General features: G+C 62.9%; 14 protein-coding genes. 2 read left to right on the top strand and 12 right to left on the bottom strand.

Annotation, left to right across the window (positions count from 1 at the left end):
* Positions 1-110: 110 nt before the first annotated feature.
* The 6 genes from B0B52_RS20605 to B0B52_RS20630 form a co-directional block, all read right to left on the bottom strand.
* The gene (locus B0B52_RS20605) at positions 111-557 is read right to left on the bottom strand and encodes an OsmC family protein (RefSeq protein WP_077595533.1); all 447 of its coding nucleotides are present in this window, start codon (positions 555-557) and stop codon (positions 111-113) included.
* A gap of 2 nt (positions 558-559) precedes the next feature.
* Positions 560-784: a DUF2892 domain-containing protein gene (locus B0B52_RS20610; RefSeq protein WP_077595534.1), complete on the bottom strand. Its 225-nt coding sequence runs from the start codon at positions 782-784 to the stop codon at positions 560-562.
* A gap of 32 nt (positions 785-816) precedes the next feature.
* A complete protein-coding gene (locus B0B52_RS20615; protein WP_077595535.1) occupies positions 817-2,088 on the bottom strand; it encodes an NAD(P)/FAD-dependent oxidoreductase in 1,272 nt (423 codons plus the stop codon).
* 40 nt (positions 2,089-2,128) lie between these two features.
* The gene (locus B0B52_RS20620; RefSeq protein WP_077595627.1) at positions 2,129-5,425 is read right to left on the bottom strand and encodes an efflux RND transporter permease subunit; all 3,297 of its coding nucleotides are present in this window, start codon (positions 5,423-5,425) and stop codon (positions 2,129-2,131) included.
* A gap of 7 nt (positions 5,426-5,432) precedes the next feature.
* Positions 5,433-6,512: an efflux RND transporter periplasmic adaptor subunit gene (locus B0B52_RS20625; RefSeq protein ID WP_077595626.1), complete on the bottom strand. Its 1,080-nt coding sequence runs from the start codon at positions 6,510-6,512 to the stop codon at positions 5,433-5,435.
* 166 nt (positions 6,513-6,678) lie between these two features.
* Positions 6,679-7,539, bottom strand: coding sequence for an MBL fold metallo-hydrolase (locus B0B52_RS20630; protein ID WP_077595536.1), 861 nt, complete (start codon positions 7,537-7,539; stop codon positions 6,679-6,681).
* Between the two features lie 103 nt (positions 7,540-7,642).
* Between B0B52_RS20630 and B0B52_RS20635 the strand changes: the two genes are divergently transcribed.
* Positions 7,643-7,975 carry a helix-turn-helix transcriptional regulator gene (locus tag B0B52_RS20635; RefSeq protein WP_077595537.1) on the top strand — a complete coding sequence of 111 codons (333 nt, stop codon included), beginning with the start codon at positions 7,643-7,645 and terminating at the stop codon, positions 7,973-7,975.
* Positions 7,976-8,176: 201 nt separating this feature from the next.
* Here B0B52_RS20635 and B0B52_RS20640 read toward each other — a convergent pair whose 3' ends face one another.
* From B0B52_RS20640 to B0B52_RS20665, 6 genes are all read right to left on the bottom strand, one after another.
* Positions 8,177-8,494, bottom strand: a complete 318-nt coding sequence (locus tag B0B52_RS20640) for a chaperone modulator CbpM (RefSeq protein ID WP_077595538.1) — start codon at positions 8,492-8,494, stop codon at positions 8,177-8,179.
* Positions 8,475-9,398 (bottom strand): DnaJ C-terminal domain-containing protein, encoded by a 924-nt coding sequence (locus B0B52_RS20645; protein ID WP_077595539.1) that lies wholly within the window; start codon positions 9,396-9,398, stop codon positions 8,475-8,477. Before B0B52_RS20645 ends, B0B52_RS20640 begins: the two co-directional genes overlap by 20 nt.
* Positions 9,399-9,414: 16 nt before the next feature.
* On the bottom strand, positions 9,415-10,203 hold the full coding sequence (fnr, locus tag B0B52_RS20650) for a fumarate/nitrate reduction transcriptional regulator Fnr (RefSeq protein ID WP_254425790.1): 789 nt from the start codon (positions 10,201-10,203) through the stop codon (positions 9,415-9,417).
* Positions 10,204-10,228: 25 nt separating this feature from the next.
* Entirely contained in the window at positions 10,229-10,618 is a 390-nt protein-coding gene (locus B0B52_RS20655; protein WP_077595541.1) for a response regulator transcription factor, read from the bottom strand.
* 212 nt (positions 10,619-10,830) lie between these two features.
* The gene (locus B0B52_RS20660) at positions 10,831-11,475 is read right to left on the bottom strand and encodes a response regulator transcription factor (protein ID WP_077595542.1); all 645 of its coding nucleotides are present in this window, start codon (positions 11,473-11,475) and stop codon (positions 10,831-10,833) included.
* Positions 11,472-12,941 carry a PAS domain-containing sensor histidine kinase gene (locus tag B0B52_RS20665; protein WP_168173605.1) on the bottom strand — a complete coding sequence of 490 codons (1,470 nt, stop codon included), beginning with the start codon at positions 12,939-12,941 and terminating at the stop codon, positions 11,472-11,474. The genes B0B52_RS20660 and B0B52_RS20665 overlap by 4 nt, the downstream gene beginning before the upstream one ends.
* A gap of 408 nt (positions 12,942-13,349) precedes the next feature.
* Here B0B52_RS20665 and B0B52_RS20670 point away from each other — a divergent pair, with 408 nt between their 5' ends.
* Positions 13,350-13,820 carry a universal stress protein gene (locus tag B0B52_RS20670; RefSeq protein ID WP_077595544.1) on the top strand — a complete coding sequence of 157 codons (471 nt, stop codon included), beginning with the start codon at positions 13,350-13,352 and terminating at the stop codon, positions 13,818-13,820.
* The last annotated feature ends 8 nt before the right edge of the window (positions 13,821-13,828 follow it).

The following is a 13,828-nucleotide window of genomic DNA, read 5'->3' on the forward strand; positions in this document are numbered from 1 at the left end:
AACACTGCGCTTCGGGAATTCGATCATCGACGGACAAGCCGTCGATGATCTACTATGTTTTTAATAGCTAAATCTCCTTTCCATACAAGGGCCAGCAAGCGTTTTGATACCTATTTCAGGCGCTGGCCGATACTGTCTGAAATTTCGATGGTGATCGGAATGCCCTTCCCCACACTCTGGGTGACCGTGCAGAACGCCTCGAACTGCTCGAGCACGCGGTCCAGGTGCTGCAGCGAGGCCGCCGGCACACCCAGCGTCAATTGCGCGGTCATGGCCAGCACACGCAGATGCCCTTCCGGGTTGCGGCCCACCTGCGAGGTGATGTCGCAACGTATCGGCTCCGGGGCCTGCTTGAACTTGCGCAGCGCAAACAGCAGCGAATCGCTCAGGCAATTGCCGACGGCCGCGCTGAGAAGCTGCACCGGCGAGGGCCCGAGACCCGTCCCCAGCGGTGCCGGTTCATCGCCGGTCAATACCGGAATGTCGCCACCGAAGTGAATGTCAAACCGGTAGTCGTGTTGCTGAACCAGGCTGACTTGGACAAGGGTGTCGCTCATGCTCAGGCGCCGCAGGGCAGCTTGGACTCGGGCACGCCCAGCTTCTTCAGGATGAAGCCGAGCGGACAGACGTTGGTGAAACCAAATTGGAACAAGTTGGCCCCCACAAAGGCGGTGAAGGCCAGGGCCCACTTGCTTACGAACACCGGGCTGCCCTCGACACCGAGCGCGAGAGACACCAGGATGAACAGGCCGGCAATGATGCGGATGTAACGTTCGACGGTCATGAAATTCTCCAGAGGGTTAAAAAAGGTTGGTTCTATTTCAGGCGCACGATGCCCAGGAGCTTGAGCACGTACTTCTCATACACCGGCTCCGAATTGCCGGTCTTCATCTTCCGGATGAAATACTTCTCGAACGCGATCTTGGCCAGGTGCACCCATTTGCCCTTCTTGAACCAGTTCACGTTGCGCGGCGGTATCTGCGGCAGGGCCACAAAGGCCGCGCCCGTGTCGCCCATGTCGGCCAGGCAGATCGCGTTCCAGGTGGCCTTGGCCTGCACCGGCCGGCCGGCAATTTCGTCGGCGATGTTGTGGGTGATCGCGGTCACCATGGTCTCTATCATGTAACCGGTCTTGGGCGCGCCCGTCGGCACGGGCGTGACCTCCACCGGCGGGATTGCCACGCAGACGCCAGCCGCAAAGATGTTGGGCCAGGCCTTGCTGCGCTGGTGTTCATCGATCAGCACAAAACCGCGCGGGTTGCACAGCCCCGGCACCGCCGCCACCGCGTCCACGCCCTTGAAGGCCGGCAGCATCATGGACAGCTTGAACGGGACTTCATGCTCCTTGTACACATTACCGAGCTCATCGACCTGCGTGACAAACATTTTCCCGTCCTCGACACGCGTGGTCCTGGCGTTGGTGATCCACTTCATGTCGTGGCCGCGCATCTCCGACTCCATCATGGACTTGCTGTCGCCGACACCGCCCAGGCCCAGGTGGCCGATGTAGGGCTCGCTGGTCACAAAGGTGATGGGCACCAGGTGGCGCAGCTTGCGCTTGCGCAGGTCGGCGTCGAGGATGAAGGCGAATTCGTAGGCCGGACCGAAACAGCTGGCCATCGGCATGGCGCCAATGACAACCGGGCCGGGGTTCTTGAGGAAGTCCTGGTACTCCGCCCAGAACGCTTCGGCGTGCGTCACGGTACACACGGAATGGGTGTGTCCGCCATGGGGGCCGGCACCGGGAACCTCGTCAAAGCTGAGCTTGGGCCCGGTGGTGATCACCAGATAGTCGTAGTCCAGGCTGTCGCCGCCTTCCAGCGTGAGGCGCCTGGCCTCGGCGTCGATGGTGGTGACGGCCCTGGGCACAAAGGCGATGCCCTTGCGCTCCAGCAGGGGGGCGATCTTCAGCACGATGTCATCCCGCTTGCGCCAGCCCACCGCCACCCAGGGGTTGGAGGGCACGAACTGGAAATAGTCCACCGCGCTGACCACCGTGATCTTGTGCTCGGGGGGCAGCAGTTCCCGCAGCTCGTAGGCAGCCGGCATGCCGCCTATCCCGGCGCCCATGATGATGATGTTGGCCATGTCATGTCTCCTTGGTTCAGGTTGAAAGTCAGTCCGTCGCTCAGGCTTCAACGCGCGCAGCCGGCGGGGCCACCCGGTGCTGGTACAGCGCGAAATAGAGAACCGGAATGACCACCAGCGTCAGCAGCGTGGATACCAGGATGCCGAAGATCAGCGCAATGGCCAGGCCGTTGAAGATAGGGTCGTCCAGGATGAAAAAGGCGCCAATCATGGCGGCCAGGCCGGTCAACGCAATCGGCTGCGCGCGCACGGCGGCCGAGCTCACCACGGCCTCCTTGAATGCCATGCCCTGCGCGACCTGCAGCTCGATGAAGTCAACCAGCAGGATGGAGTTGCGCACGATGATGCCCGCCAGCGCGATCATGCCGATCATGCTGGTGGCCGTGAACTGGGCATTGAGCAGCGCGTGCCCCGGCATCACGCCGATGATGGTCAGCGGAATGGGCGCCATGATCACCAGCGGCGCCAGGTAACTCCTGAACTGCGCCACCACCAGCAGGTAGATCAGGATCAGGCCCACACCGTAGGCGGTGCCCATATCGCGGAAAGTTTCGTAGGTGATCTGCGATTCGCCGTCCCACTTGATGGCGTACTCGCGGTAGGGATCCGAGGGCTGGTGGATCCAGTATTCGCCCAGTTCCCCGGTGTTGGGCAGGGCCGCCTGCGCCAGCTTGGGCCGGATTCCGAACAGGCCGTAGAGCGGCGAGTCGAGCTTGCCGGCCATGTCGCCGAACACATAACTGACCGGTTGCAGGTCTTTGGTGAACAGCGGCTTGTTGATCACGCCGCGCTCCACCTGCACCAGCTCGGACAAGGGCACCATACGGCCATTCGCGGCTTTCATGGGCAGGGCCAGCAGGGCATCAAGTCCGACCTGGCTGTCCAGCGGCAGTTGCAGACGAACTGGCACCGGGTACTTGGACTGGCCGTCGTGCAACCAGGCAGCGTCTGCACCCGAAAGCGCGCCGTGCACCGTCTGCGCAATGGCCGCCACCGGAATGCCCAGCGACTCGGCACGCTGGCGGTGCACCGTGAGGTAGGCGCGCGGCGCGTCTTCCTTGAGCGAGGTGTCGATGCCCACGATGTCGGGCGTGGCCGCAAAGGCAGCGGCAATGCGCCGCGCCAGTGCCTGACGGCCGGCCTCGTCCGGACCGTAGACCTCGGCCACCAGAGGGCTCATGACCGGAGGGCCGGGCGGCACTTCCACCACCTTGACACGGGCCTGATGGCGCGCGCCGATTTTTTCCAGCTCCGGGCGCAGGCGCTGGGCAATCGCGTGACTCTTGTCACTGCGGTGTGCCTTGTCCACCAGGTTGATCTGCAGGTCGCCCTGTTCGGCCTCGGCGCGCAGGTAATACTGGCGCACCAGGCCGTTGAAGGTGATCGGGCTGGCCGTACCGGCATAGCCCTGCAGGTCGCGCACCTCGGGCTGCTGCGCCAGGAAAGCGCCCAGCTCGTGCAGTGCCGCAGCGGTGTTTTCCAGCGGCGTGCCGGCCGGCATGTCCACCACCACCTGGAACTCGCTCTTGTTGTCAAAGGGCAGCATCTTGAGCACCACCCACTGCACCATGGTCAGGCCAACCGACAGCAGCAAGGCAACCAGGATGCCGGCCAGCAACAACCAGCGTTTACGCGCGCTGTCGAGCAGGGGCGTGAGGATGCGCGTGAAAAAGCGCTGCAGCTTGGGGCCCAGCCCGCCGGACGTCGCCGCGGCCTCATGGCCGTGCCCGGCGCCGTGCGGCTTCATGAGTTTGAGCGCGAGCCAGGGCGTGACCGTGAAAGCAATGGCCAGCGAAATCGCCATGCCGAGGCTGGAGTTGATCGGGATCGGGCTCATGTAAGGGCCCATCAGTCCGCTCACAAAAGCCATGGGCAGCAGCGCGGCAATGACTGTGAGGGTGGCCAGGATGGTCGGGCCGCCAACCTCGTCAACCGCGCCGGGAATGATGGCGGCCAGCGACTTCTCCGGATAGAGCTGCTGGTGGCGGTGGATGTTCTCCACCACCACAATCGCGTCATCCACCAGGATGCCGATGGAAAAAATCAGTGCAAACAGCGACACGCGGTTCAGCGTGAAGCCCCAGGCCCAGCTGGCAAACAGCGTGGCCATCAGCGTCAGGATGACGGCAGCGCCGACGATCACGGCCTCCCGGCGGCCCAGGGCGAAGCCCACCAGCAAAATCACCGAGCCCGTGGCAAAGGCCAGCTTCTGGATCAGCTTGTTGGCTTTTTCTGCGGCGGTTTCGCCATAGTCACGCGTGACGGTGGTCTGGATATTGGCCGGGATCACCGTGTTGCGCAGTGCCTCCAGCCGGGCGTTGGCTGCACGCGCCACATCCACGGCGTTTTCGCCGGGCTTCTTGGTCACCGTCAGGGTCACTGCCGGATAGACCTGCCCCGCTGCCGGCTGCGGCGCGGCATCCGTGCCGCCATCTGCCCCGGCTGCGCCCGGCGTGAACCACACATAACGCTGTGGCAGCTTGGCGCCAGCCTCGATGCGGGCCACTTCGCTGAGATAGACCGGCTTGCCCTTGCTGACGCCCACGACCAGGGAGCCGATGTCTTCGGCCGACGAAAGAAATTCGCCGGTTTCAACGCTGAGCATCTGGGCCGGCTGCCGCGAAGGATCCAGCACCGAACCCGAGGGCATGCCGAAATTGGCCGCCGCCAAGGTCTGTTTGAGCCCCAGCACATCGACCCCGCGTTCGCGCAGGCGCACCGGGTCCAGCCATACATGCACGGCGCGGCCCGGGCCGCCCAGGGTCTGCACCTCGCGCGCGCCCAGCACACGTTTGAGTTCCATCTCCAGCGTGCTGGCCACCCGCTCCAGATCAGTCGCGGCGAGTGCGTCCGCGCTCCAGAGCGTGACGGCCAGCACGGGCACGTCGTCGATGCCCTTGGGCTTGACGATGGGCGCGAGTGTGCCCAGGTCACGCGGCAGCCAGTCCTGGTTGGCGTTGAGCACGTCATACAGGCGCACCAGCGCCTCGGTGCGCGGCACGCCCACCTTGAATTGCACCGTCAGCACGGCCAGGCCGGGGCGGGCCACCGAATAGGTGTGTTCAATGCCTGCAATCTGGCTGAGCACCTGCTCGGCAGGCCGGGCCACCATGTTCTGCACGTTTTCGCTGCTGGCCCCCGGGAAGGGAATCAGCACGTTGGCCATGGTCACGTTGATCTGCGGCTCTTCCTCGCGCGGTGTAACCAGCACGGCGAACAGCCCCAGCAGCAAGGCCACCAGCGCCAGCAGCGGCGTGATCGCATTGGCCTGGAAGGCCGCCGCCATGCGTCCCGAGGCGCCAAGGCGGGTGGAGCCGGAAGATGTGGGATCGTTCATGGCCATCTCAGCGCGCAGCGGCCTGTGGACGGGCACCGGACAGGCCGGCGCGCACCGGGTCCAGCGCCACGCTGTCACCGGCGGACAGGCCAGCCAGCACTTCCACACCCGCCATTCCATGGTCGGTGCCGAGACGGACGGCCCGGAGGGCAAAGCGCTGGCCCGCCGCCACGTACACGGCCGTCAACTCTCCGCGCCGCATCACTGCGGCGGCCGGAACCACCATGCGGTCCGAAGCGCCACCGACAAAACGCACACGCACCTGCTGACCGGGCACCAAGCCGCCCGCACCGGCCGTTGGCAGTTCCAGCCGCCATTCGATGGTCTGGGACACCGGGTCTGCCGACGGCAGGACGCTGCGTGCTACCGGCACCAGCCATTGCGGCGACGCGGACTTTCCGGCCGGAATCTGGATATCCACCCGACTCGCCGAACGGGCGATCTCACCCAGCGACGCCGGCACCTGCACCACCGCACGCAAAGGCAGGGGCGCGTACAGCGTCAACAGGGGCGTACCGGGCAATGCGAGGTCGCCGGCTTCGCTCAGGGTCTGCAACACCCAGCCGTCGTAAGGTGCGGTCACGCGCGTGAAGCCCTGCGCCAGCGCCGATTGACGACCTCCGGCGACGGCCTGGTCGCGTCCGGCCTGTGCGGCGCTGAGCTGGGTATTGGCGGTATCCAGCGCGGCCTTGCTGACAAAACCCATGGCCTGCAGTTCCCGCGAGCGCTCGGCGTTCGCCCGCGCATTGCGCAATTCCGCTTCAGCCTGCGCCACCTGTGCCTGGCTGCGCTGGACACCGGTCTGGGTCTCCCGGTCATCGATGGTGGCCAGCAACTGTCCGGCGCGGACACGGTCACCCGCCTTCACCAGCAGCGATGCCACCCGCCCCGACGCCTGCGCCGACAAGGTGCTTTGCTGCACCGGCTGGACCACACCGTCGAGCTCGAAGCCGGTGGGCACCGCCTGCGCGCGGATCTGCACCACGGGTACCTCGACGGCCGTGGCGGCGCGCGCCGAACCCGCGCTGAGTGCCAGCCCCAGCACCAAGGCCAGCATCTGAATGCCGGGGAGCTGCAATTTTTTCATCGTCTGTCCTTTGTCATGCCGGTGGCTGCCGGGCACCGCCATCCGTGCCTGCGACCTGTCTTTCCATAGTGGATCCAGGGGCTGTTTCTGCATTTGTTTCTTGTCAATCTCTCGCTGCTTTCCTGGCAAGGTTCCGCTCCATCCCGGACGACAGACCGGCGCCCGATCACAGCGCATTGAGTGGAATCTTCAGGTAGGACACCCCGTTGTCTTCGACCGGCGGCATCTCGCCGGCGCGGACATTGACCTGCACCGAAGGCAGGATCAGGGTGGGCATGTCGAGCGTGGCGTCCCGGGCTGTGCGCATCTTCACGAATTCCTCTTCGCTCACGCCGTCATGGACATGGATGTTTTTGGCGCGCTGCTCGGCCACCGTGGTTTCCCAGACGGGGGACCGGCCCTCCGGCGGGTAGTCATGGCACATGAACAGGCGCGTTGCGGGCGGCAGGCTCAGCAGCCTGCGTACCGAACGGTACAAGGCCGGTGCGTGTCCACCCGGGAAGTCGCATCGGGCGGTGCCCACGTCGGGCATGAACAGGGTGTCGCCGACGAACACCGCATCACCGAAGCGATAGGCCATGCAGGCCGGTGTGTGTCCGGGGACCGACAAGGCCTGGGCCTGCAGCGCGCCTATGGCAAAAGTCTCACCGTCCTTCAGCAGGTGGTCGAACTGGCGGCCGTCGGTCCGGAATCCGGGTTCCAGGTTGAAGACGCGCTTGAAGACATCCTGCACCTGGGTGATGGCTGCGCCGATGGCAATTTTTCCGCCCAGCTTCCCGCGCAGATAGTGCGCTGCCGACAGGTGGTCCGCGTGGGCATGGGTTTCCAGGATCCATGCCACCTGCAGGTTTTGCGCACGCACAAAAGCCATCAGCTTGTCGGCCGAGGCAGTGCGGGTGCGCCCGGACTTCGGGTCGTAGTCAAGGACGGAATCAATGATGGCGCAGGCTGTCCCTGTCTTCTCGTAGACCACATGGCTGACAGTCCAGGTATCAGGATCAAAAAAGCTTGTGACGGCGGGTGTCATGTTCTACTCTCCTGCTTGTTCAATTTCAATTCTGACATTCTATTTACAAACATTATATTTGTAAATATAATGTCATTGTCGCAAATCAAAAGGAGTGCATCCCATGCCCGCAGACACTGTGATGGATCTCGGCAGCCTGCGCAGTTCCGCCGATGCGGCCTGTCGCCTGATGAAAGTGCTTTCCAACCCGGATCGCCTGCTTTTGCTGTGCCAGCTGGCACAGGGCGAGATGCGCGTGGGTGAACTGGAGGCGCTTGTCGGCGTCATGCAACCCACGCTGTCGCAGCAGCTGGGCGTGTTGCGCGACGAAGGCCTGGTCAGTACCCGCCGTGACGGCAAGTCCATTTATTACCGGATCGACAGCCCGCAGGCGCTGAGCGTGCTGGGGGTGCTGTACGACCAGTTTTGTAGCGTCCCCACAAAAAAGAAACGCTGAGAATCACTAGTAGGCTGAATCAGTGAAATCGCTGGGAAGCGGCTGCCCAGCGGTGTGCCAGGCAAGGCGCAAAGCACAGGCGGACCCGCAGGCCCGGCGCGCATTTGCAACGCCGCATGGTGCGGCGAGGGGCAGTCGAGTGACAGTGAATTTCATTGATTCAGCCTACTAGGAGCCTGGGCGGCCACGGCCGGGCGGCTGTCAATACGGCAGATGTGCCTTCAATGTCCGCACCTGGCGCTCCAGCGCCTCGATGCGGTTCAGGTAGCCAAGCAACAGCTCAACCGTGAACAGGTCCAGGTCGAAATCCTGGCGCAGCCTGCCGGCCGTGCGCAAAGGCATCACACATTCGGCGCTGAACAGGCGCTCCTGCCTGCCTTCCTCCACGGGAACCAGGACACCATCGTCTACCAGTTCATCCAGCTCAGCCGGACTCAGGGCGCAGATTCGCGCGAGCTCCGCCATAGTTATCACCTCGCGTGCATCAAGCCATGCGACGTCAAACAGTTGCGTTTTCATGAGACTTCTCCTTACCCGCAAGCACGCGCGGGTTGAAATGGGAGGTAGTTGCCAGTTCCTTGAACAGTTCCCGCTCGCGATCGGACAATGTGGCGGGCACATCGATATGCACGGTGGCATAGAGGTCACCCCGGCCATCACGGCCGCTGGCCATACCCCTGCCGCGCAGGCGCAACTTGCGGCCCGAACGCGTTCCCGGCGGCACGGTGAGCATCACCGGTCCGTCCAGTGTCGGCACCTCCACTTCCGCACCCAGCGCAGCCTCCCAGGGAGCCAGCGCCAGGTTGAAATGCAGGTCGTGATGGTCGGCGCGAAACACGGCGTGCGGTGCCAGCGTGATGTAAAGGTAAATATCTCCATCAGCTCCACCGTGGCGACCTTTTCCGCCCTTGCCACGCAATCTCAATTTCTGGCCGTCCGTGGTGCCCGGCGGAATGGTGACTTCCAGCGTGCGCCCCCCTTCCCCGTCAGCGAGTTCCAGACTGACGCTTGTACCGCGGTGAGCATCTTCCAGCGGAATGCGGACACTGGTTTCATAGTCGCGCCCGTGCAGGGGAACAGGACCACGGGACGAAGCACGCCCCTGTCCCATCGCAGCCAGCAGGTCAGCCAGATCGACACCCTCGAACGCCTGGTCGTTCGCAAAGTCATGGCTCCACTGCGGTGGCGGCGCGAACTCTTCGCCCGCGGGGCGGCGACCCAGTTGGTCGTAGGCCGCGCGCTTTTCAGGATCCTTCAGTGTCGCGTAGGCCTCGCCGGCCTCCTTGAAGCGAGCCTCGGCTTCAGGCGCCTTGGACACATCCGGATGATGCTGGCGCGCGAGTTTGCGGTAGGCCTTCTTGATCTGCTCGCCGTCCGCATCGCGCGGCACACCCAGCGTTGCGTAATAGTCTTTGTATTTCATGGCGCCAAGCGCCGCGTCAATGCACGCGCGTCTCGAAAGCCCGTGTCAGGCCATCCAGATCGGTGATGCGGATGTGCCGCTTGTCCACTTCCAGCAGGCGCTGCTGCTGAAAACCCGAAAAGGTCCTGCTAACGGTTTCCAGGGTCATGCCAAGGTAGCTGCCGATCTCCGCACGCGACATCCGCAAGTGAAACTCATTGGCCGAATAACCGCGCGCCTTCAGTCGCTGCGACAGGTTCAGCAGAAATGCCGCCAGCCTCTCCTCGGCATTCATGCTGCCGAGCAACACCATGAGACTGTGCTCCCGCACGATCTCGCGGCTCATCAGCCGGGTCACCACGTGCTGCATGCCCGGGTTGCCGGCCGCTACTTCTGCAAAGTGGGCAAAAGGGATGGCACAGACCTCGGTGTCTTCCAGCGCCGTGGTGCTGCTGGCATGCGAACCATTGGCCACACCGTCCAGACCCATCAATTCACCGGCCATGTAAAACCCGCCCACCTGTTCGCGGCCATCGGCCAGTGTCAGGCTGGACTTGAAGGTGCCGCTGCGCACCGCATAGATAAACTGGAAACGGTCGCCCTCCCGGTACAGGGTCTGACCGGCCTTCACCTTGCGGCGGCTGAACATCAGGTCATCCAGGCGCTCCACGTCGCTGCCAGCCAGGCCGCAAGGCAGACACAGGTCGCGCAAATGGCAGGTCGAACAATGTGTGACAAGCGGGGCAACCGCTCCCGAAACCAGAGCTGCCTGACGAGGAATAACGCGAATGGGCGTGGTCACGGTATGCATGGTGGCTGCGGACATGAGATTCTCCTTGGGTAACTTGCGGTCAATTCGTGGCATGTTCAGAAGCGCTTTTCACGGCGTGAACAAGCTGGTCAAATTCAGTGCTTTTATCGAGAAATGCGGTGGCACCTTCGGCGACATACCGTTTCCGGTAAGCCGGACCGGAGTTGCTGCTGAACACCACAAAAGCGACGATAGGCGCAGCCTGGCGAATGGACCGCAGAACCTCGAGCCCCTGGCCGCCTTCGAGCTGGACATCCAGCACCACCACATCGGGTGAAGTGGACAGGATGCCGTCTATGGATGCCTGGGGCGTCCCGGCCTGGCCCACCACTGCGATGGCGCTGGCTTCGAGCATGGCGGCGACACGATTGCGGATCAGGACAGAGTCGTCTGCGATGAAAACTTTGACAGGAACTTGGTGGGAAGGCATGGCTCTACTGTGGCCGTGATCCCCGCCTGCCGCCATAGGCGGCGGATGAATGCACCCCTCGGAGAAGTCCGGATTCGGAACACGTGCGTTCCGAGCGCCCCTAGGAATATTCCTAGCAGTGCCAGGCAGTCCGGGGTGCAAGCCACGGTTGCGAAGCGCCGAAGACTTTGCGCTGTTCGCGCGCCTTCAATGCGCCTTCCGCATCACCCGGGTCAGGGCTCCAGCGGATCCGAAACGCCATGCTTGATGGCGTAGCGAATCAGTTCGCTCTGGTTTTGCAGCCCCATTTTCTGCATCAGGTTGGCCTTGTGGGTACTGATGGTCTTGACGGAAAGTTTCAGGCGGGTGGCGATGTCCGTCACCGATACGCCAGCCGCGATCAGGCGAAACACTTCGAACTCCCGGTTCGACAGCGACTCGTGCGGCGCGGAGGCCCCGCCCGGCATGGCGCTCAAGGCCAGCTGTTCTGCGACTTCGGCACTGATAAAGGCGCCGCCTGAGGCGATCTTGCGGATGGCCTGCTCCAGTTGAGCCGGAGCACTCTCCTTGGTCAGGTAGCCGCTCGCACCGGACTTGATGGCGCGCACGGCATATTGCAGCTCCTGGTGCATGCTGAGCACAAGAATGCGCAATCTGGGCTTTTCGGCATGAACCAGCTTGATCAGTTCCATGCCGCTGCGGCCGGGCATGGACAGGTCCAGCACCAGGATGTCGAAGTCGGTTTCGCGCACTCGCTGCATGACCTCTGTTCCGTCGGCTGCCTCACCCACTACACGCAGGTCATCTGCGGATGAAACGATCCGTTTGAGGCCCTCGCGAACGATCGCGTGGTCATCGGCGATCACGATACGGATCATGGGATTTGCTCTCCTTCAGGCAGCGGAATACTCACCTCGACGCGCGTGCCCTGCCCCGGCGCGCTGTGAATGTCGACTGATCCTTTGAGCAGCAGCGCCCGCTCCTTCAAACCCATCAAGCCCAGCGATTGCGGCTTGCGCGGCTCTTCGGCTGCAAAGCCTCGGCCGTTGTCGCGCACCGCCAGCGAGATCGCGCCGGGGAACGCGTCAATGGCCACAGTGACCTCGGTCGCGCCAGCATGTTTAGCCACATTGGCCAGGGCCTCCTGCACGATCCGGAAGACAGCCGTCGCGTAGGGCTCCTGAAGCTCCAGTTCTTCGTCCGCTGAAAGCGTACAGCTCACGCCCGTGCGCTGGATGAAGTTTTGAACCAGCCATTCGATCGCCGCCAGCAGGCCCAGGTCGTCAAGCAGCAACGGGCGCAGATCTGCAGCAATGCGCCTTGTTGAAGCAACCATGCCGTCCACCATGGCCAACATGTCCGTCAGCTTGACGGTAACAGCACCGGATGCAGGAAGCGTGTTGTCGCGCAGCCAGATGGTGTCCATCTTCAGGGCCGTCATGGACTGGGCCAGTTCATCATGCAACTCGCGCGCCACGCGCGTTTTTTCCTCTTCACGCGCCGCATTGACATCCGCGGCAAAGGCAGTGCGTTCCTCCTGGGCACGGACGCGTTCGGTCACATCGCGCAGGATCACCGTGTAAAGCTTTCCATCCGCGGTATCGAGCTGCGAGATCGAAGCATCCATCGGAAATTCTTCGCCGCTGGCACGCAGCCCGTAAATCACGGTGCCATCACCCATTCTCCTGGAGGTGACGCCTGTTTCGGAGAAGCGCTGTATGTGCTTGCCATGACTGGCGCGAAAACGCTCAGGAATCAGCTTGTTCAAGGATTGCCCCAAAACCCGTTCACTGGGCCATCCGAAGATTTTTTCGGCTGCCTGGTTGTACAGCACGATGGACTGCGCCTCGTTCACGGTGATGATCCCGTCCATGGCCGAGTCCAGAAGGGCTGCGAGCCGCAGATGCTCTTCCTGGGCCTGGAGTCGCTCCGTGATGTCGCGCAGGATCACTGTGAAAAGTTTCCCGTCGGGCGTGTCCAGATGGGAAATGGACGCGTCCAGGGGAAATTCCTCGCCATTGGCGCGCAGGCCGTAAACGACATTGAGCGTGCCCATGCGCCTGGACGTTGCCCCGGTGGTTCCAAAACGCTCCACATGCCGGGCATGGCCTTGCCGGAAGCGGTCGGGAATCAGCTTGTGGAGAGACTGATGCAAAACCTCCTGGCGGGGCCAGCCGAAAATTTTCTCGGCGGCGCGGTTGTACAAAATGATGTTCTGCTGTTCGTCCACCGTGATGATGGCGTCCATGGCCGAATCGAGCACGCCGGCCAGCAATGCGGCCGCGTTGCCGGGGTTTTTGGCCCGGGAATTCGCATCAAGGCTGTCCGTCAGGGAAGAAAACATGGCCCAGTGTAGCCAATCAACGAAAGTATTCATTGACTCCCGGACCGTGGAGGAATAGCTAGGGTCTGTTCACACTATTTATGCAAGATGCGTTGCGAGTCAAAAAGGTCATGCGTGAGGCGCAAAATGCAGCCGGGCTGGCGCCCGGCAAGGCTTTGCAACGCTGCGCATGGCCTTTTTGATCGCAACCCGGAGGGAACGTGGTTAAAACAGCACCACTCGTCGTTGCACTCCTAGCCCAGCCGCCCAGGCTGAGTGTCGTCGCGCGCCTAGATTGGTGCTGTTTTAACCACGTTCGCACTTGCATAAATAGTGTGAACAGACCCTAGATGCAGTTGACCCACATCAACGCTCCTTCCCCGCGCCGATTCAAACTGGAGTTTTATCACTGAATCTCGAGGAGCAGTCATGTACAAGCGAATACTCGTACCCGTGGACGGGAGCGAAACATCCAACAAGGCACTGGTGGCCGCGTTGCAGCTTGCCAGAGAAAGCGGTGGCAGTGTGCGCCTGGCGCACGTGCTGGAGGATCTGACCTATCTTGCCGGCTATGAACAGTTCGGGGGATATTCGGGCGATCTGCTCGGGATCATGCAGGAAGCCGGAAATCACATCCTTCATGATGGCGTGGACATCGCCCAAGCGGCCGGCGTGCAAGCCGACTCGGTGCTGTTCGACAAACTCGGTAAACGGCTTTCCGAGGTAATCGCCGGGGCCGCCCGAGAGTGGAACGCCGACCTGATCGTGGTTGGCACGCATGGTCGGCGCGGCGTTGGCCGTGCCTTGCTGGGCAGCGGCGCCGAACAGATCATCCGGCAGGCACCGGTGCCTGTACTCGTCGTTCGCTCGGCTGAGGACAGCAAAACCAGATCGGGCTGAGACGCCAC

Source organism: Polaromonas sp. A23 (genome assembly GCF_002001015.1).
GTDB lineage: Bacteria > Pseudomonadota > Gammaproteobacteria > Burkholderiales > Burkholderiaceae_C > Polaromonas.